Origin of the sequence: Nocardioides albus, from assembly GCF_014648255.1 — a bacterium.
Classification (GTDB): domain Bacteria; phylum Actinomycetota; class Actinomycetes; order Propionibacteriales; family Nocardioidaceae; genus Nocardioides; species Nocardioides albus.
Window position 1 is genome coordinate 1 of sequence record NZ_BMQT01000009.1, and the last position, 17758, is coordinate 17758.

General features: G+C 69.7%; 18 protein-coding genes. 6 read left to right on the forward strand and 12 right to left on the reverse strand.

Annotation, left to right across the window (positions count from 1 at the left end):
* The 6 genes from IEY84_RS18730 to IEY84_RS18755 form a co-directional block, all read right to left on the reverse strand.
* The coding region (locus IEY84_RS18730) for a GAF domain-containing protein (protein ID WP_189129314.1) at window positions 1-1229 on the reverse strand (1229 nt) is incomplete at its 3' end.
* Between the two features lie 34 nt (window positions 1230-1263).
* Complete coding sequence (locus tag IEY84_RS18735) at window positions 1264-2406, reverse strand: acyl-CoA dehydrogenase family protein (RefSeq protein ID WP_183545749.1); 1143 nt, start codon at window positions 2404-2406, stop codon at window positions 1264-1266.
* A gap of 48 nt (window positions 2407-2454) precedes the next feature.
* Window positions 2455-3852, reverse strand: coding sequence for a dihydrolipoyl dehydrogenase (gene lpdA / locus IEY84_RS18740; RefSeq protein WP_183545751.1), 1398 nt, complete (start codon window positions 3850-3852; stop codon window positions 2455-2457).
* Window positions 3853-3876: 24 nt separating this feature from the next.
* Window positions 3877-5229, reverse strand: a complete 1353-nt coding sequence (locus IEY84_RS18745) for a dihydrolipoamide acetyltransferase family protein (RefSeq protein ID WP_183545753.1) — start codon at window positions 5227-5229, stop codon at window positions 3877-3879.
* 13 nt (window positions 5230-5242) lie between these two features.
* Window positions 5243-6214: an alpha-ketoacid dehydrogenase subunit beta gene (locus tag IEY84_RS18750; RefSeq protein WP_183545755.1), complete on the reverse strand. Its 972-nt coding sequence runs from the start codon at window positions 6212-6214 to the stop codon at window positions 5243-5245.
* The gene (locus tag IEY84_RS18755) at window positions 6211-7329 is read right to left on the reverse strand and encodes a thiamine pyrophosphate-dependent enzyme (RefSeq protein ID WP_183545757.1); all 1119 of its coding nucleotides are present in this window, start codon (window positions 7327-7329) and stop codon (window positions 6211-6213) included. The genes IEY84_RS18750 and IEY84_RS18755 overlap by 4 nt, the downstream gene beginning before the upstream one ends.
* Window positions 7330-7500: 171 nt before the next feature.
* Here IEY84_RS18755 and IEY84_RS18760 point away from each other — a divergent pair, with 171 nt between their 5' ends.
* Window positions 7501-7971: an Lrp/AsnC family transcriptional regulator gene (locus IEY84_RS18760; RefSeq protein WP_221208843.1), complete on the forward strand. Its 471-nt coding sequence runs from the start codon at window positions 7501-7503 to the stop codon at window positions 7969-7971.
* A gap of 16 nt (window positions 7972-7987) precedes the next feature.
* On the opposite strand, the gene IEY84_RS18765 is transcribed toward IEY84_RS18760, so the two are convergent.
* Window positions 7988-9223, reverse strand: coding sequence for an alpha-hydroxy acid oxidase (locus IEY84_RS18765; protein WP_183545761.1), 1236 nt, complete (start codon window positions 9221-9223; stop codon window positions 7988-7990).
* A gap of 175 nt (window positions 9224-9398) precedes the next feature.
* On the opposite strand from IEY84_RS18765, the gene IEY84_RS18770 reads away from it, so the two are divergent.
* On the forward strand, window positions 9399-10070 hold the full coding sequence (locus IEY84_RS18770) for a GntR family transcriptional regulator (RefSeq protein WP_183545763.1): 672 nt from the start codon (window positions 9399-9401) through the stop codon (window positions 10068-10070).
* A 180-nt stretch (window positions 10071-10250) separates the two neighbouring features.
* Here IEY84_RS18770 and IEY84_RS18775 read toward each other — a convergent pair whose 3' ends face one another.
* On the reverse strand, window positions 10251-10817 hold the full coding sequence (locus IEY84_RS18775) for a manganese efflux pump MntP (RefSeq protein ID WP_183545765.1): 567 nt from the start codon (window positions 10815-10817) through the stop codon (window positions 10251-10253).
* A gap of 82 nt (window positions 10818-10899) precedes the next feature.
* Between IEY84_RS18775 and IEY84_RS18780 the strand changes: the two genes are divergently transcribed.
* From IEY84_RS18780 to IEY84_RS18790, 3 genes are all read left to right on the forward strand, one after another.
* Window positions 10900-11262: an ArsR/SmtB family transcription factor gene (locus tag IEY84_RS18780; protein WP_183545767.1), complete on the forward strand. Its 363-nt coding sequence runs from the start codon at window positions 10900-10902 to the stop codon at window positions 11260-11262.
* Window positions 11263-11598: 336 nt separating this feature from the next.
* A complete protein-coding gene (locus tag IEY84_RS18785; RefSeq protein ID WP_183545769.1) occupies window positions 11599-12495 on the forward strand; it encodes a LysR family transcriptional regulator in 897 nt (298 codons plus the stop codon).
* Window positions 12492-13415 carry a serine hydrolase gene (locus IEY84_RS18790; RefSeq protein ID WP_183545771.1) on the forward strand — a complete coding sequence of 308 codons (924 nt, stop codon included), beginning with the start codon at window positions 12492-12494 and terminating at the stop codon, window positions 13413-13415. The genes IEY84_RS18785 and IEY84_RS18790 overlap by 4 nt, the downstream gene beginning before the upstream one ends.
* A gap of 27 nt (window positions 13416-13442) precedes the next feature.
* On the opposite strand, the gene IEY84_RS18795 is transcribed toward IEY84_RS18790, so the two are convergent.
* Window positions 13443-14432 carry an MBL fold metallo-hydrolase gene (locus IEY84_RS18795; RefSeq protein ID WP_221208844.1) on the reverse strand — a complete coding sequence of 330 codons (990 nt, stop codon included), beginning with the start codon at window positions 14430-14432 and terminating at the stop codon, window positions 13443-13445.
* A 136-nt stretch (window positions 14433-14568) separates the two neighbouring features.
* The gene (locus IEY84_RS18800; RefSeq protein ID WP_183545775.1) at window positions 14569-15105 is read right to left on the reverse strand and encodes a CGNR zinc finger domain-containing protein; all 537 of its coding nucleotides are present in this window, start codon (window positions 15103-15105) and stop codon (window positions 14569-14571) included.
* 26 nt (window positions 15106-15131) lie between these two features.
* Here IEY84_RS18800 and IEY84_RS18805 point away from each other — a divergent pair, with 26 nt between their 5' ends.
* Window positions 15132-15326: a hypothetical protein gene (locus tag IEY84_RS18805; protein ID WP_183545777.1), complete on the forward strand. Its 195-nt coding sequence runs from the start codon at window positions 15132-15134 to the stop codon at window positions 15324-15326.
* 12 nt (window positions 15327-15338) lie between these two features.
* Here the strand turns inward: IEY84_RS18805 and IEY84_RS18810 are convergent, their stop codons facing one another.
* Both IEY84_RS18810 and IEY84_RS18815 read right to left on the reverse strand, forming a co-directional pair.
* Window positions 15339-16289, reverse strand: coding sequence for an ATP-binding protein (locus IEY84_RS18810; protein ID WP_183545779.1), 951 nt, complete (start codon window positions 16287-16289; stop codon window positions 15339-15341).
* Between the two features lie 118 nt (window positions 16290-16407).
* Window positions 16408-17754, reverse strand: coding sequence for an MFS transporter (locus tag IEY84_RS18815; protein ID WP_221208845.1), 1347 nt, complete (start codon window positions 17752-17754; stop codon window positions 16408-16410).
* Window positions 17755-17758: the final 4 nt, after the last annotated feature.

The window sequence follows — 17758 nt, forward strand, 5'->3', positions numbered from 1 at the left end:
GCCCGCGCCCGCCGACGCAGGCCGGCCTCATCGGTGCCGGCGGTGAGCGCAGCCGCCAGCAGCTCGCCGCGCGAGCGCAGCTCGGCCTCGGCCACGGCCTGCTCCGAGACCACGGCCAGCGCCACGGCGACAGCGCCGGTCTCGAGCAGGCGGAGACCGTCGGGGCTCAGCGGCGCGCCGGTCGCCACGACCAGGGCTCCCCCGACGCCGTCACGCAGCGCGATGGCCGTCGCCGCGACATGACGGCCCGGCGGGGTCTGCCACGTGTGGGTCCGGGCGTCGTCGAACAGTGCGAGATCCTCCGGGACCGGCACCTCGGCGACCGACGGTCCTGGGTTCAGCACCTCGCCGGTGCGGTCGACGACGGCGACCGCCGCACCCACGGCGCGCGCGATGACATCGGCGACGTCGGATACGTCGCCGCCGCGCACCACGAGGTCGGCGAGAGTCTCGCGCAGCTCACTCGTCTGCTTCAGGGTCGTGTTGGTCTTGCTCACCTCGTCGAGGGCCGCCTGGTAGGACTCGAAGAGTGTGGCGTTGCGGAGCGCGACCGCCGCGTGCGCCGCCAGCGCGGCCAACAGCTCGATCTCGTGCTCGTGGAACCGGCGGGCCCGGCGGTCGGCCGCCAGCAGCACCCCGAGGGTGTCGGTCGTCTCCACACCCGTGCGCAACGGCACGCCGACGATCCCGCCCAGCTGCTCGCTGACGGCCGCGGCGTCGACGTCCGGGACCCGGGTGATCGACTCGTCGGTCAGGTAGGACCGAGTCCACAGCGGCCGCCCGGTGCGTACGACCTCACCACCCAGGCCCTCGCCCTCGTGCAGCTCGATCCCGGTGAGGGCCGATCCCATGGACCCGTCGGCGTACTCGATGCGCAGGACCCCGTCAGGCTGGCGCAGCATGATGTACGCGACGTCGACAGCGAGCAGCTGACGCGCCTGGACGGCGACCTGCTGCAGCACGTCGGCGGGATCGTGCAGGGTGGCGAGCCGGCGCGCGAGGTCGTTCAATGCGGCCAGCTCACGCGCCACCCGGCGGCGCTCGTCGAGACGGTCCCGGATGACCCGGACGAGTTCGACCTCCGTCTGCAGCGCGGCGCGGCGCTCGGCCGGAGCCTCGGCCAGCAGCCGGGCGCGATGCCTCTCGATCTCCTCGGCCGACACGTCGTCGCCCAGCATCCGGAGCCAATCAGGAACCCTGGAGCGCTCGGGTCCGGCTGACGCGTTCATCGACGTATCGTGCCACGGCCAGGATCGCGCACGATCAGCGCGCGAGGCTGCGGCTGATGACGAGCCGCTGGATCTGGTTGGTGCCTTCGAAGATCTGCATCACCTTGGCCTCGCGCATGAACCGCTCGACGGGGAAGTCCTTGGTGTAGCCGGCGCCGCCCAGGACCTGCACCGCGTCGGTGGTGACCTTCATGGCGTTGTCGGTGCAGACCATCTTGGCGATCGACGCCTGCCGCGAGTACGGACGGCCCGCGTCCTTGAGGCGGGCCGCGGCCAGGTAGGTGGCACGGGCCGACTCGACCGCGGCGGCCATGTCGGCGAGCACGAACGCGAGTCCCTGGTGGTCGATGATCGCCTTGCCGAACGCCTCGCGCTCCTTGGCGTACGCAACAGCGACGTCGAGCGCCTCCTGCGCGAGGCCGGTGGCGACGGCGGCGATGCCGAGGCGCCCCGCGTCGAGCCCGGCCAGCGCGATGGGCAGGCCCTGCCCCTCCGCGCCGAGGCGCCGTTCGGCCGGGACACGGACGCCGTCGAACAGCATCGTCGCGGTGGTCGAGCTCATCAGGCCCATCTTCTGCTCGGGGTTGTCGGCCGTCAGACCGGGAGTGTCGGCAGGAACCAGGAAGCAGGAGATGCCACGCGAACCGTCGTCCGACGTGCGCGCCATGACCTTGTAGAAGTCCGCCCTGCCGCCGTGGGTCGTCCACGCCTTGGCGCCGGTGATGACGTAGTCGTCGCCATCACGGACCGCGCGGGTCCGCATGGCCGCGGGGTCCGATCCGGCGTGCGCCTCCGAGAGGCAGTACGCGCCCAGCAGCTCACCCGACAGCATCTCGGGCAGCCACGCCTGCTTCTGGTCCTCGGTCCCGGCGGTGAACAGCCCGAAGCACGACAGCGCGTGCACGCTGACCCCGACGCCCACCGACGCGGACGCCGAGGCGATCTCCTCCAGCGCCTGCAGGTAGACCTCGTACGGCTGGCCGCCACCTCCGAACTCCTCCGGGTACGGCAGCGACAGCAGACCGGCCCGCCCGAGGGTCCGGAAGACGTCCCGGGGAAACGTCGCAGACGCGTCGAGGTCGGCGATGACCGGTCGCAGCTCCTTGTCGACGATGCTCCGGGTCAGCTCGATGAGGTCCGTGGACTCTTCGGTGGGCATGAGGCGCTGGGCGGGCATGGGGTTCCTTGCTCTCGAGGGTGGGTGCGTCAGGTGGCTGGGTGCGGATCAGACATTGATCATGTGGCCGGCGAGGCCGTGGAAAGTCTCCTGCAGAGCCTCGCTCAGCGTGGGGTGCGTGTGCACGTTCCGGGCCAGCTCGAACGCACCGAGGTCCCACTTCTGGGCGAGCGTCAGCTCGGGCAGGAGCTCGGAGACGTCGGGACCGACCAGGTGGCCACCGAGGAGCTCGCCGTGCTTCGTACTTGCGACCAGCTTGACGAACCCCGTCGGCTCCCCGAGCCCGTGGGCCTTGCCGTTGGCCGAGAACGGGAACTTCACGACCGTCACCTCGTGTCCTTCGGCGACCGCCTCAGCCTCGGTCAGCCCGAAGCTGGCGACCTGCGGTTGACTGAAGGTCGCCCGCGGCATCATCCGGTAGTCCCCGAGCTCCATGGTCTGCGCTCCGGCGATCGTCTCGGCGGCCACGACGCCCTGGGCCTCGGCGACGTGCGCCAGCTGGAGCTTCATCGTCACGTCGCCGATCGCGTGGATGTGCGGGACGTTCGTCCTCATCCTCTCGTCGATCGCGATCGCGCCGCGGTCGTCGAGCTCGACACCCGCCGCCTCCAGGCCGATTCCCTCGACGTTGGGCGCGAACCCGACCGACACCAGCACCCGGTCGACGTCGACGCTCTCCTGCACCCCACCCCGGGAGTACGCGACCGAGACCCGATCGCCATGATCGGTGACCGACTCGACCTTCGTCGACGTGAGGATGTCGATGCCGAGCTTCTTGTAGGCCCGGGTGATCTCCTTCGAGACCTCGGGGTCCTCGTTCGGCAGTGCCCGGTCGAGGTACTCCACCACCGTCACGTCCACGCCGTACGCCCGGGCCACGTAGCCCAGCTCCATGCCGATCGCGCCGGCACCCACCACCAGCATCGACCCGGGCAGGTCGCGGTCGAGGATCTGTTCCTCGTAGGTCACGACCCGGGCGGACCGCTCGACGCCGGGCAGCATCCTGGTCCGCGACCCCGTGGCGATGATGGCGTGCGCGAACTCGATCTGCTCGACCGTCCCGTCGGGGCGCCTCACGTCCATGGCGTGCCGACCGGTCAGCACGCCGCGGCCGTCGAGCTCGGTGATCCCGTTCTTCTGCATCAGGAAGTGGACGCCCTTGACCCGCCCGTCGGCGACCTTGCGGCTCCGGTCGTGGGCCACGCCGAAGTCGAACGAGACGTCACCGACGATGCCGAAGTCGGCCGCGTGGTTGCGGTAGGTGCTCGCGATCTCGGCGTTCCGCAGCAGCGCCTTCGACGGGATGCACCCGACGTTCAGACAGACGCCTCCCCAGTACTTCTCCTCGACCACGGCGACCTTCTTGCCCAGCTGGGCCGCACGGATCGCGGCGACGTAACCGCCGGGGCCGGCTCCGAGGACGACGACATCGAACTTCTGGGGCATGGTGAACCTCTCGTGTGGTGCGGGTCAGAGCGTCGCGAGCGCTGGGTCGCGGAGGAATGCCGCCGTGTCGGCCAGCAGCTCCGAGCCCTGCTGGCCGTCCATGACCCGATGGTCGAAGGACAGTGCCAGGGTCGTGACCCATCGGGGCTCCAAGCGCTCGTCGGCGCCCTCGCCGACGACCCACGGCTGGCGGGTGATCGTGCCGACTCCGAGGATCGCGGTCTCCCCCGGGTTCAGGATCGGGGTTCCGGTGTCGACGCCGAAGACTCCGAAGTTGCTGATGGTCACCGTGCCGTCGGCCATCGCCTCGGGCGGCGTCTTGCCCGACCGGGCCGTGGCGGCGAGGTCGGCGATGGCCGTGGCGAGCTCGGCCAGTCCCAGACGCTGGGCGCTGCGGATGTTCGGCACCACGAGGCCTCGGGGCGTCGCCGCCGCGATGCCGAGGTTGATCTCGCGCAACTGCACGATCTCCTGCGCCGCTTCGTCCCACCGGGAGTTCGCCGAAGGGGTGCGTTCCATGGCCCGCAGGAACGCCTTGGCGATGAAGCACAGGGGGCTGAGCTTCACGTCCTTGAAGTCGCGTCGGGCGGCGACCCGGTCCCGCAGCTCCATCGTCGCGGTGATGTCGAGCGTGACGAACTCGGTGACGTGGGGCGCGGTGAAGGCCGAGCTGACCATGGCCGCCGCGGTGTGCTTGCGCACGCCCTTGATCGGGATGCGGATCTCGGCGGGTTCGCCATCGCTGGGCGTGGTCGCGACGACGTCGGGGGCTGCCTGGGGCGCACCGTTCGTCGAGGAAGCGTCGAGCACGTCGGCGCGGGTCACGATGCCGCCGGGTCCGGTCGGGGTGAGCGACGCGAGATCGATCCCGAGGACCTTCGCCAGCTTCCGCACCGGTGGCTTGGTCCGGAGGGGCCCGGACGGTGCCGCCGCAGGCGGGGACGGAGCCGTGGGCAGCTCGGCGGGAGCCTGCTGGTCGGCCGGGCGGCGACGCCGGCTGCTCGTCTCCGTCGCGCCGTACCCGACGAGCAGCTTCGGCTCGGCGGCCTCGGCTGCCTCGGCTGCCTCGGCTGCCTCCTGCTCCGCCCCTGCCGGGCCGGACGGGCTCGCCGGCGCCTTCCCCGGAGCGGCTCCGGCGGTCGCGATGCTGATGATGGGCCTACCGACGTCGACCGTCACGCCCTCCTCGGCGTGCAGCTCGATCACCTCGCCCGCGAACGGCGAGGGGAGCTCGACGAGGGACTTCGCCGTCTCGATCTCGACGAGGGTCTGGTTGACCTCGACGACGTCACCCGGCGCGACGAGCCAGGTCACGATCTCGGCCTCGGTCAGGCCCTCGCCGACGTCAGGGAGGTTGAACTGCTGGATGTTCGTCATGTGTTCGGTGCCCTCAGTAGGTGAAGCTGCGGTCGACGGCGTCGAGGATGCGGTCGAGGCTCGGGAGCCAGTCGTGCTCGAGCCGGCTGGCCGGGTACGGCGTGTCGTACCCCGTGACCCGGATGATCGGCGCCTCCAGCGAGTAGAAGGCCTGGTCCTGGACGCGTGCCGCGATCTCCGAGCCGAGTCCTGCGGTCTGTGACGCCTCGTGGGCGACGATCAACCGACCGGTCCGTTCGACCGAGGCGACGATCGTCGCGTCGTCGATCGGCGAGAGCGACCGGAGGTCGATGACCTCGATCGACCGTCCTTCCTCGGCGGCCGCGGCGGCCGCCTTGACCGCGGTCGGCACGAGCGCCCCGTACGTCACCAGGGTCAGGTCGGCTCCCGGACGTACGACGCGTGCCTGATCGATCGGCAACGGCGTCGCGGTCGTGTCGACGTCTCCCTTGGCCCAGTACGAGCGTTTGGGCTCGAGGAAGATCACGGGGTCGTTGCAGCCGATGGCCTGGCCGAGCAGGTCGTAGGCGTCCTGCGCACTGGAGGGGCACAGGACACGGAGGCCCGGCGTGTGGGCGAAGTAGGCCTCCGGCGACTCGCTGTGGTGCTCGATGGCGCCGATGCCACCGCCGACCGGGATGCGGATGACCACGGGGAGGGAGACTGCCCCCTCGGAACGGTGCCGGTACTTGGCGAGCTGCGTGATGATCTGGTTCATCGCGGGGAAGACGAAGCCGTCGAACTGGATCTCGCACACCGGCCGGTAGCCGGCCATGGCCAGCCCGATGGCGCTGCCGACGATGCCGGCCTCGCCGAGCGGTGAGGTGACGACGCGGTCCTCGCCGAAGTCCTTCGCGAGACCGTCGGTGACGCGGAAGACGCCCCCGAGCTCGCCGATGTCCTCACCGATCAGCAGGACCTTGTCGTCGGCCTCCATCGAGTCGCGAAGGGCGGCGTTCAGGGCGTGGGCCAGCGCGGTGCTCATGCGTGGTCTCCTTCTCCGGCCGCGACGAACGCCAGGTGCTCGTCGCGCTGTCTGGCCAGGTCGGCAGGCATCTGCTCGAGGGTGTGGAGGAACGGGTCCTCAGGTGACGGCACGGGCAGGGCGCGGCACCCGGTCCGCAGCCGCTCGGCGAGGGCCTGCTCCTCCTGCGCCAGCTCGGCAAGGAAGTCGTCGTCGAGGCGCTCGGGAGCATCGTCACCGGTCAGCAGCAGCCGCAGGCGGTCGATCGGGTCACGGCCCTCCCACTCGTCGTTCTCGGAGCCGCTGCGGTAGCGCAGGTCGTCGTCGGAGGTGGTGTGCGGGTTGCGTCGGTAGGTGACCGCCTCGATGAGGGTCGGTCCGCCGCCGGCGCGCGCCGTCGCGAGAGCCTCCTGGGTGGCGGCATGACAGGCGATGACGTCGTTGCCGTCGACGCGTACGCCGGGGAAGCCGAAGCCTCGGGCCCGCTCGGCGGCGGGGATCCGGCTCTGCACCGAGAAGGGCGCCGAGATCGCCCACTGGTTGTTCTGGCAGAAGAAGACCACCGGGAGCTGCTGCGCCGCGGCCCAGACGAAGGCCTCGTTGGTCTCGCCCTCGCTGAGGGCGCCGTCACCGAGGAAGACCAGGACGGCGCGGTCGCGCTCGGGGTCACCGGTGCCGACGTCGCCGTCGCGGACGATGCCCATCGCGTATCCGACGCCGTGCAGCGTCTGCGCCCCGATGACCAGGGTGTAGAGGTTGAAGTTGCGTTCGCGCGGGTCCCAGCCACCCATGGTCGTGCCGCGGAACAGACCCAGCAGCTGGACCGGGTCGACACCGAAGCACCAGGCGACCGCGTGCTCCCGGTAGGTGGGGAACACCACGTCCTGGGGTCGCAGCGCCGAGCCGGCACCGACCTGGGCGCCCTCCTGCCCGAGCATGGATGGCCAGAGGCCGAGCTCACCCTGTCGCTGCAAGGCGATCGCCTCGGCGTCGACGCGTCGGGCGAGCACCATGTCGCGGTAGGCCCGGCGCAGGTCGAGGGCGGAGTCGCCGCTCGGGACGCGCTCGTCCGGCCGCAGGTGCCCGGACGTGTCGAGGACGGACCACGGCTCGGTCTGGTGGGTTTCCACGGTCATGACGCTCCTCTGTTCTCGGCGGTTCGGCAGAAGCGTGATGGGGGTTACACACCAACGCAACCATTGCGCTCGATCCATGCGTATATGAACCTGTCTTTGCGTGCGCATCGCCGTGGACCCCTAGAATCTTGCGTACGACGCATGATTGATGATGCTGACAGGAGAGCAGAATTGGACGCCATCGACCGACAGATCCTCGACCTCCTGCGCCGAAGCGCGCGGATGCCGGTCAGCGAGATCGGACGCCGCGTAGGGCTCTCGAGCGCTCCGGTCGCGCGGCGGATCGAGAAGCTGGAGAGCACCGGCGTGATCCGGGGATACGTCGCCGTCATCGACGACACGGCCGTCGGCGAGATCGATGCCTTCACCGAGATCCGGCTGACCGGGGACACGGACACCGACCAGATCGAGGAGATCGCCCGACGCGTACCGGAGGTGCAGCAGTACTACACGATCGCCGGTGATCCCGACGCCCTCGTACGCTTCCGTGTCCGCAACGTCGAGCATCTGCAGCAGGTCGTCAACGCCATTCGCCGCACCGGCATCGTCGCGGGTACGAAGACGCTCATGGTCATGTCGGCGTGGGACCGCACCCACCTGGTCGACGAGGACCCGACCAGGGCCTCGTCCGCTCGAGACTGATCCGAGCTCGCGAAGGTCACGGCCGGAGCCGGGCCCTCCCGCGCAGATCGGCGACGGACGCCGCACCCATGAGCTGCATCGTCCGTGTCATCTCGGAACGGAAGAGGTCGAGCGCGCGGCCCACTCCGCGCTCGCCTCCTGCCATCAGGCCGTAGAGGTAGGCACGACCCACCATGCAGGCGTCGGCCCCCATCCCCAGCGCGGCCACGATGTCGGCGCCCGAGAGGATCCCGGTGTCCAGGAACACCTGGCAGCGACCGTCCACGGCATCCACGACAGCGGGGAGCAGCTCCAGAGGCGTAGCGGCTCGATCGAGCTGTCGACCACCGTGGTTCGAGACGACGATGCCGTCCACACCGGCGTCGACCACCAGCCGGACGTCCTCGACCGATTGCAGACCCTTCACGACGAGGTTGCCGGCCCACTGGTCGCGGAGCCAGGCGAGGTCCTCGAAGGTCAGCGCGGGATCGAACATCGTGTCCACCAGCTCAGCGACCGTGCCGTCGAAGGATCGCAGGGCAGCGAACTCCAAGGGCTCGGTGGTCAACAGGTTCGCCCACCACGAGGGGTGCCTGGACATGTCGAGCAAGGTCCGAAGGTTGAGCGTCGGAGGGATGGTCAGTCCGTTGCGCGCGTCTCTCAGCCTGTTGCCCGCCACCGGGGTGTCGACTGTCAGGACGAGCGTGTCGTACCCCGCCGTACGGGCTGATTCGACCAGCTCGAGCGTCGCGGCGCGGTCTTTCCACAGGTAGAGCTGGAACCAGTTCCGGCCGGTCGGTGCGGCGGCCATGAGGTCGGCCGGTGACGTGGTGCCCATCGTCGACAGCGTGTACGGGATCCCTGCGGTCGCGGCCGCGCGAGCCACCGCGGGCTCGCCCTCGTGGTGCATCATCCGGGTGAACCCCGTCGGCGCCAGGATGAGAGGGAGGTCCGACCTGCGCCCCAGGATCGTGGTGCTGGTGTCCACCGAGGTCACGTCACGCAGCACGCGCGCGTCGAGCTCCACCCTCGCGAAGGCATGGCGGGCGCGCTCCAGACTGAGCCCGGCCTCAGCCGCCCCGTCGACGTAGTCGAAGACCGACCGTGGCGTCCGACGACGCGCGATGTCGGCGAGGTCGGCGACGGTGAGAGCACGCTGCAACCGACGTGTCAGGCGGTCGGACTCCCAGCGCCGCACGCCCAGCAATGGAGCGAGCTCCTTCCATCGCGGCAGTCTGCGCTGCGTACGAGGCCTGGACGGTGTGCCGGTCATGAGTGCCTGCCCTTCTCGCTCAGCGCTTGGTGCGTGCCGCTCCGTGCACCACGGGACCCGTCGCTGCTTTGTGTCACAATTGCGACGGATTGTGACACAATCGCCAGACGCCGACAAGAGGATCGTCGTGCCGGTCGTCCGTCGGTCCAGGCACCGACGATGAGAGGATCGATGCATGACGTCCGCTGACGGTTCCGGAGGGACGCCCCTGAGGGTCAGCGCTCCCGATCGCATCGTGGCCACACTTCGGGCGGATCTCCTCAACGGGAACATCGCCCCCGGCGAGCATCTGCGCGAGGAGCAGCTGACCGCGCGTTTCGACGCCGGCCGCCACACCGTTCGTGCGGCGATCAAGCAGCTCGCCGCGACGGGGCTCGTCATCCACGAGCGCCACAAGGGCGCACACGTTCCGGAGCTGACCCGGGAGCGGATCGACACCGTCTTCGAGTTCCGCAGCGTGGTCGAGCTCGGCAGCCTCCGGATCGCGCTGCGCCGGCACGCGGACCTCTCCCCCGTCGAGTACTCGGTGCGCCGACTCGAGTCCCTGCCGGAAGACACTCCCTGGGGGACGCTCATCGAGGCTCACGGACGGATTCATCGCGCGATCGTGGAGGCATCCGGCAACCAGCGGCTCGTCGAGGCCCACCAGTCGTGCGAGGACGAGCTACGCCTCCTGCTCGCCAACCTGCGCCCCGACTTCACCGTCGCCAAGCTCGCCGGCCTCCACCGCGACCTCATGGACAAGCTGCTGATCGACGACGAGTCAGCCGTGGCGGCGTTGCGTGACGACCTCGAGCACGCCGGACGCGGCGCACTGCTGATGGCGCTGCAACGTCAGCAGCACTGACCAGTGCCCTCAGGTCGAAGATGATCGCGGCAGCCAGGCGGGAGTCCGAGCACCCGAACGTCACCGCGAACGGCTTCTGACCCGGAACCACCTCGGCACGGCGACCCCCGGCGAACCCGGTCAGGCGTTGGACTCCAGCCGGGCCTGGAGAGCGTTCGGTCGACGGTCAGCCATTCGGCGTCAAGCGATGAAGTGCTCGAGGACGATGCGAACACCGATGGCGATGAGGACGAGACCGCCGACGATCTCCGCAGGAGTACGGAAGCGAGCGCCGACCCGGTTGCCGATCACCACGCCGACCAGGGACAGCGTGAAGGTCGTGACCGCGATGATGAGGATCGCCTGCAGGATCGAGACGTCGAGGACCGCGAACGAGACGCCCACCGCGGCAGCGTCGATACTCGTCGCCACACCGAGGAGCAGGAGACGCCGTATCCCCAGCTGCACAGCCGTTCCAGCCTCTTCGTCGCCGTCGGACTGGAACGCCTCCCAGATCATCTTCGCCCCGATGGCGGCGAGAAGAGTGAACGCGATCCAGTGGTCGACCGGGTCGACGTAACGGGAGAATCGTGACGCTACCGCCCAGCCCATCAAGGGCATCGCGGCCTGGAAGCCGGCGAAGACAGCGGCGACGATGATCGCCTGCCTGAGGTTCCAGCGGCGCAGCCGTAGACCGCAGGTGACCGCGGCGGCGAAGGCATCGGCCGATACGCCGATCCCGATGAGAAAGATGGCCCACAAGGACATGGGAGCTGATCTCCTGACTTAGCGCGTGAAGGTGGAGGGATCGGAGGCCACACACGTGGCACACTGCGAGAGGATGGGCATCATGGATCCATCAGCAGCCGCGGCGCACGAGCCTGCGACTCGAGGCGAGGCGCCCACGCCCGCTCAGCTCGCCGCGGCGGCGAACACGTTCGCGCTGCTCTCCAGCCCGCCCCGCCTGCATCTGGTGTGGCTGCTCACGACGGGTGGACACGATGTGGGCACCCTCGCCGCTCGGGTGGGCGTGAGCGTGCCCACGACGAGCCAGCACCTCAGCAAGCTGCGGCTCGCCGGCATCGTCCGGGCCGTCCGCGACGGACGACGCCATGTGTACGTCGCGGACGACCCGCACGTCGTGGCGCTGGTGCAGCAGATCTTCGACCACATCGCCGCGGACGGCACGCTCGCTCCGGACCCGCCGCGATGATCCATCGCCGGCGACGGCGCTACCGCTGGTGCTGATTCGACGCCTTGGCACGTCGCGTGCTCCTTCCGGTCCGCTGGACCGGAGACGCGAGACGCTTCGACCCAGCACTGTGTGTGCCTTGGGTCGAAGGTCTCGCCCGCCCCACCGCGGTGAGGCCGCGCGGCCGGACGCCAGAAGGCGTCAGTATGTCGACCGCGACATTGGGGGCTACTCCCCTTCGATGCGCTCAACCCTGCCATACGTTTCGTCAACTGCGCAAGTAACGAACGATCCGTCGAGAACCGTTGACGGCGCGCCTGCTTTGTCAGTACGGCCGGACGAGTGACCATCAGTCCGGTGGACATCGAAGACACCTGCCGAGCGTTCCTCGCTGTCAGCGAGGCCGGCGGGTTCACGCTCGGGGCGGCCAAGATCGGCGCCCCGCAGCCGGTCGTCAGTCGGCGTGTCGCTGCGTTGGAAGCGCGCGTGGGTGGCCGAGTCTTCGACCGCTCGGCACAGAACGCGGGCCTCACACCTCTTGGACGCAGACTGCTCCCGTCCGTACGGCGGGTGATCGAGGCCGTGGACGAACTCGTCACGGCCGCAGATGTAGACGCACCCCGGCGTCTGCGACTGGCGTTTCCTGAAGACGTTCCGACCGTTCGCGGTGCGGCGTTGATCAGCGACGCCAAAGAAGAGTCGGTGGACTTGGTGCTGGTCATGGGCGGACCTGAGCGCCGTGCCGAGCTGGTGCGTTCTGCCATGGTCGATGGCGCACTTCTGCCCGCACCGGACGGCCTCGCGAGGTGGCGAGCGCCGCTGGGGCTGGCGTCGGCCGCGCCGAGTGCGAACACACGAATCCACTTGGATCGGCTTCGCCCTGGCCGCCTGGAATGCGACCCGCCCCGGCGGGTCATTCTTTCGCCCGAGGACGATCATGCGTACGTCGGTGACGTGCTCCGTCGCCACGCCTTCGCGTCCGGCCTACGACCCGACCAGGTGCACGTCGCTGCCCTCGTCTCGGCACTCGCTGACGTCACCACCAGTCACGACCTGCTGCTGTGCACCGAGCTACAGGCCCGCGAGCTTGCGCTCTCGTGGCACCAGATCGGCGGCATCGTCCTGGCCCGGAACTTCACACTCGAGGTCTGCCGCCGCATGGCCCCGGACGGAGTGGGCTGGCCGAGCGCAGAGGCCGGTTGGCTCGATGCCGCGGTCGGGCACGCGCTCGGCTGTCAGCCAGGTGCAGCATGAACACGAGCAATAGTCCGAGCCTCGCGGCCGAAGCCGTGCGCGCCCGCGCCGAGCTGGGGTCGGCCGGGCTCTCGGCAAGCCTGCTCGTACGAGATCTCGACCGTGATCTCGAGGTCGGCGTCGACCCCGACGACCAGCTCCCGCTCCTGTCGCTGGCGAAGCTACCCATCGCTCTGGCGACTCTCGAACGAATCAGAGTCGGAGAGCTCGACGGCTCCGCGCCCGTCACGGTGCAGCCAGGCCGGCACGAGGTGCCCGGCCCACAGGGAACCAGCCGCTTCCGCCACCCTGCCACCGTCGCGATCGACGACCTCGTCTATCTATGCCTGTCGGTCAGCGACAGCCAGGCCGCCGATGCCTTGCTCGCTCTGACACCGCCCGACCAGGTCGCCGAGATCGCGCAGCGCCTCGGCGTGCCCGTCATCCCGATCCGGCACGGTCTCGGTGAGCTGAGCAACACCGCCGTCGAACGCCTCGAAGAACATCGGACCGGGCTGGGGTACGCGTTGGCGGCCCGTTCGGTGGACGAGAGGAACAGCAGCCCACTCGGCTGGCTGGACGTCACCCACGCGACCAGCTCGTCGGCCCGTACCTTCGTGGATCTTCTGGCCGCCATCTGGACCGACGGGTCAGGGATCCACCCGGAGGTCTCGTCTCGACTACGGGCTCTCCTCGCCGCGAACGTCTATCGCCAGCGGCTCGCCCCTGAGTTCGACAGCGACCTCACGATCTGGTCGTCGAAGACCGGAACCGGCCTCAACCTGCGTCATGAGGTCGGCGTCGCCGAGCACCATGACGGCGCGCGGATCGCCATCGCGATCCTGTCGCGCAGCCGGGTCGAGGCCGGTGTCCAGCCGGCCGCCGACATCACCCTCGGGCGCGTGGCTCGGCGGCTCCACGATGCCGTGCGCCGGGCTTGAGGTGCTGTGGCTGCCGGACGAGGACGTCTACGTCCCGTCCGCGATCCGCCCACGGACCATCGCCTCGAGCACAGCCCAGAAGCGGTCGGTGCGGGCACGCCCCAGGATGAACGGGTTCTCCGCTCGGCGGCCGAGCCCCGCAACCTCTTCGAGCCGCTCGACATTCCCATGATTGGTGAGCACGACGTCGATCCCTTCACGCCGCGCCCGGCGTGAAGTCTCGCGGACGGACGTCAGATAGGCCCGTCTGTCCCGAGTCGATCGTGGCAGCCCCATCCCGCCCCAGAGGATCGCGCGATGACGGCGACCGTTCCAGTGCACCGGGAACGTCGGCGACACGGTGCCGCGGGTGTGGCCTGGCGTGAGCGGGAGTCGGACTGTCGTCGTGCCCGATCTGAGTTCTTGACCGTCGTGGATCTCCAGATCCCGGTCCGGAGCGACATCCGGCGACTCCTCGGCAACCAAGTCCCAGTCGCGCTTGCTCATCAGCACCCTTGCCCCGCACCGGTCGGCGACGAACTGGGCTCCCCCGAAGTGGTCGGCGTGACCGTGGGCGACGATGACCGAGTCGATCGCAGCAGGATTCATCCCCACTGCGCGAAGGCCTGGCACGAGGATGCCCTCGGCCTCGACCGAGGATTCCAGAGCATCGATCAGCACCACTCCGGCCGAGGTGGCCAGGGCCGTGGCCTGGACGAAGTCCGTGCCCACGACCGCGACGTCGTCGAATATGCGTACAGGGCGCGGGTCGGGAGCCTTCGGCGGCATCCAACCCGCTCGCTGGGCGCGCACGACATCGAGCAGTACCGGATCGTCTCCGGCGAGCTCGGCAGCGCGGGCGTAGTACATCTCAGCATCCGGTCGGCGCGGCGGCGTCGAGGCTACGGAAGAGCGAGAAGCATCTGCCGGCCGCGCCGGCGTGGCGCACGCAGCGGCAACCGGAATCGTTGCGATCGCCAGGGCCGCGCGCCGGGACAGCACGCCGCGGCGGATCGGGTCACTCTGCTCATCAGTCACACGGCGATGGTGGCGAAGCGGAAGCAGCTGATCCAATACACCACCGGCGATCCCATGTGAATTCCGCATCATCGCAGGTCAGGAGCTGACCATCAGGATGACACCATCGACGATGGCCCGGCGCCCGAGTCGATCATCACTTTCGCCGTGCGCGGTGCCGGCGGACCGCTGCCCGGTTGGCGCAGCGGACCGAGCAGTAGCGCTGCCGCCCGTTGCGGGTGACGTCCACGACCACCGCAGCGCACGGGTCGCCCGCCGTCTGTCCGGCAGCGCACCGGCCCAGGCGATGGATGCCCCGAGTGGTCAGATGCAGCGCCGTGCCCACACTGATCACAGCCCTCAGCACGTCGGGAAGCGAGTCGTTGGCGCTGTCGCGGTAGTGGAGGTGCCACCCCTCCCGCCCATGATCGGTCAGCCGGGGGTACGCGGTCGCCTGCGCCATCAGGTCGTTGAGCAACCGTGCCCGCTCCCCTGGCTCCTCGGCATCGACGACGCGCAGCCATTCGTCGATCACCAGGCGGGTGCGCAGGTGATCGTCCGGCGACTCGGCGAAGGCCATCGTCATGCCGAAGGCCCTGGTCCGCGCCTCGATCCCGGCCCGGTCCTCGGGCCAGTCGTCGGCGAGCGAGGCGGCCATGAGCACCGCGTACTCACCGTAAGGGTTGAGATGCATAAGACCATTACACCAGGGTGGTGACCATGACGGACATCGCGACAGAGAAGTCCCCGCACGCGGACGGCGCCCACGAGCACGGCTGGCGCACCGAGTCCAGCCACCAGACCTCGGAGGGGCGGGTCCACTACGTGCGCTGCGCCAGCTGCGGCGTACGTCGCGTGGACCTCCAGCCTGATCCACTCCTACCACCGCAGCCGCTGAGCCGCAGCCGAGGATGACAGCGGACACCGTCAACCAGCGCCGCCTCTGGCCAGGACCCAATCGTCGTACGACACCGGGTCGGCGTCGTGCTCTGCCTGGGCGACGATGCTCTCGGTGAACCAGGTGCGCAGCGAGACCATCTCCGGGGTGGAGCGAAGGGTGAGCAGCCGATGGGTCTCGCTGAGCGCGTCGGCCAGGTTGTCCGCGGCCCACAGCTCGCGGACCACGGGGCCCATCTCGCGGGGCAGAGTCATCTCGATGTCGACGTACTCCAGCCCCTTCGCGGCGGCGTCCAGGGCCGTACGTCGCCCCATGTGGCGTGCGAAGGCGGGTCGGCTCACCAGCCGCTCGATGAGCTGGCCGAGCTCGCGCGGCGGTGTCGGACCCTCCTCGGAGTCGATGAGCTGGAGCTCGCGGACCAGATCATCGAGGCGCTGGTCGATCTGGAGCCCGAGCTGCACCGGACAGCCGGGGAGCCGCACGGTGACCCAGTCGGCGGGGAGAGCGGACTGCTCCGATACCACCTGCTCCCCGTACTCGACCGTGGGAGGCCGTACGTCGTGCTCGACGCCGTCGCCGGCGAGCTCGGCCCAGATGCGGCGCCCGTCGACACGCTCCTCGATCCCCCAGGACTCCGCCAGCACGGACACGATCACCAGTCCCCGACCGGTGGTGCCCTGACTCTCGACAGGCGGCGGAGCCACGGCACCGACCGGGACCAGCGCTCCGTCGTCCTCGACGCTGAGCCGTACGGCCGGCTCGAGGTCATGCAGCCGGATGTGCATATAGGGGCTCCCGCTGTGGAGCGCGGAGTTCGCTGCCATCTCGGTGATGCAGAGGGCGGCGTCGTCGACCAGATGCTCGCGCCCCCACTCCAGCAGCCCGTCGGTCACGAACCGCCGCGCCCCCGGCACGCTGGCCGTCTCGGCGGCGAGGCGCATCCGCAGCTCAGGACGGCCCCGGCGGGGCACGGACGTCATGGAGCCAGTGTGCCCGCCTTCGGCCCTGCCGTCACCGGCTGACCTTCAGATCGTGCCGCTCGAGTGCGCCGCCGAACCGCCGACGGGCGGTCCCTTGTGAGGGGCCGCCCGTCGGCGGTCAGTGTGCTGCGGCCGCCAGCCGAGCCGCCCTGGCGGCATCGCGCACCGGGCGGGCGAAGAGCACCAGGCACAGGACACCGAGGAGGAAGAGGCCGCCGGTGATGAGGAAGACCTGGTGGTATCCGGTGGCATCGGCGACACCATGGGCGTCGATGAGACGACCTGCCAGCGCAGGAGCGATCACTCCGGACAGGCCGGTCACCGCCGTCAGGGTCGACAGGACGGCGGCCCGCTGGACGGCGGGAGTGATCTCGGCCATCAGAGTCATCCCGATCCCGATCTGGACTGCTGCCAGGGAGAACGCGATGGTGACCAGGGCGAGCTGGGCCACGGTGCCCGCCGCCACCGGCAGCAGCAGCATGCACACCGCAGCGGTCGTGATGCAGCCGGCGGAGACGTAGACCCGAGCGACCCGCGAGGAGCGTCCGCGCTGCATCATCCGGTCCGAGACGAAACCTTGGAGCGGGATCACGATCGCCCCCATCAGCCACGGCAGCACGACGAGGGTGCCTGCAGTGGCGGTGCCGAGTCCGAGCGGCTTGTTGAGGTAGAGCGGCACCCAGGCGACCAGCAGCGCGAGCGCCCAGTAGGCCGCGAAGCCCGCGACGAAGACCGCGAGCCCGGTGCCGGACAGGAAGATCGCGCGGTACGGAGCCCGCTGGGACGCCGCGACGAGGACGTCGCCGGTGGCGGCCTCCGCGATCGACCGGTCGGGAGCAGAGCCCGTACCGGACATACCCGTGCGGCCCTCCTTGCCGACCAGAGCCCAGACCACGGACCAGATCAGGCCGAGCACCATCATCATGAAGAACGCGGAGCGCCAGCCGTGGTTGTCGATGAGGTAGGACAGCAGCGGCGCCATCAGCACGACACCGAGGGCGGCGCCGAGGTTGACCAGCGAGGTGGGCAGGTTGCGGCGGTGGTCGGGGAACCACTTCTGGGCGGCGTTGACGGCCAGCGGGTTGGCCGGCCCTTCGGCGGCACCGAGCACGGTCCTGCTCACCAGCAGCGTGGCAACGCTGGCGAAGAAGACCACCGGGAGCTGGGTCAGGGCCCAGACGATGCTCATCACCAGCAGGATCCGCTTGTTGGACCGCCGGTTGGCCAGGAAGCCGACGACGACCGCGGAGATGCTGAAGAGGGCGTAGAAAGAGCTCGAGACGAGGCCGTACTGCGAGGGCGACATGCCGAGGTCGGCCATCATCGGGTCGGCGGCGAGGCCCAGGACTGCCTTGTCGCCGAAGTTGATGAGCATGAAGACGACCAGCAGGCCGGTGATCACCCAGGCGCGGGCGCTGGGTTTCTCGGTGGACTCGGCCAGGTCGGTGGTGGGGGAATGGGTCATCGGT

Coding starts and splice junctions, on each gene's coding strand:
- IEY84_RS18775 (WP_183545765.1), bottom strand. CDS start 10,817: ATGTCCTTGTGGGCCATCTTTCTCATCGGGATCGGCGTATCGGCCGAT.
- IEY84_RS18765 (WP_183545761.1), bottom strand. CDS start 9,223: ATGACCGGCACACCGTCCAGGCCTCGTACGCAGCGCAGACTGCCGCGA.
- IEY84_RS18750 (WP_183545755.1), bottom strand. CDS start 6,214: ATGAGCACCGCGCTGGCCCACGCCCTGAACGCCGCCCTTCGCGACTCG.
- IEY84_RS18770 (WP_183545763.1), top strand. CDS start 9,399: ATGACGTCCGCTGACGGTTCCGGAGGGACGCCCCTGAGGGTCAGCGCT.
- IEY84_RS18745 (WP_183545753.1), bottom strand. CDS start 5,229: ATGACGAACATCCAGCAGTTCAACCTCCCTGACGTCGGCGAGGGCCTG.
- IEY84_RS18810 (WP_183545779.1), bottom strand. CDS start 16,289: ATGACGTCCGTGCCCCGCCGGGGCCGTCCTGAGCTGCGGATGCGCCTC.
- IEY84_RS18755 (WP_183545757.1), bottom strand. CDS start 7,329: ATGACCGTGGAAACCCACCAGACCGAGCCGTGGTCCGTCCTCGACACG.
- IEY84_RS18815 (WP_221208845.1), bottom strand. CDS start 17,754: ATGACCCATTCCCCCACCACCGACCTGGCCGAGTCCACCGAGAAACCC.
- IEY84_RS18790 (WP_183545771.1), top strand. CDS start 12,492: ATGAACACGAGCAATAGTCCGAGCCTCGCGGCCGAAGCCGTGCGCGCC.
- IEY84_RS18780 (WP_183545767.1), top strand. CDS start 10,900: ATGGATCCATCAGCAGCCGCGGCGCACGAGCCTGCGACTCGAGGCGAG.
- IEY84_RS18800 (WP_183545775.1), bottom strand. CDS start 15,105: ATGCATCTCAACCCTTACGGTGAGTACGCGGTGCTCATGGCCGCCTCG.
- IEY84_RS18805 (WP_183545777.1), top strand. CDS start 15,132: ATGACGGACATCGCGACAGAGAAGTCCCCGCACGCGGACGGCGCCCAC.
- lpdA (WP_183545751.1), bottom strand. CDS start 3,852: ATGCCCCAGAAGTTCGATGTCGTCGTCCTCGGAGCCGGCCCCGGCGGT.
- IEY84_RS18735 (WP_183545749.1), bottom strand. CDS start 2,406: ATGCCCGCCCAGCGCCTCATGCCCACCGAAGAGTCCACGGACCTCATC.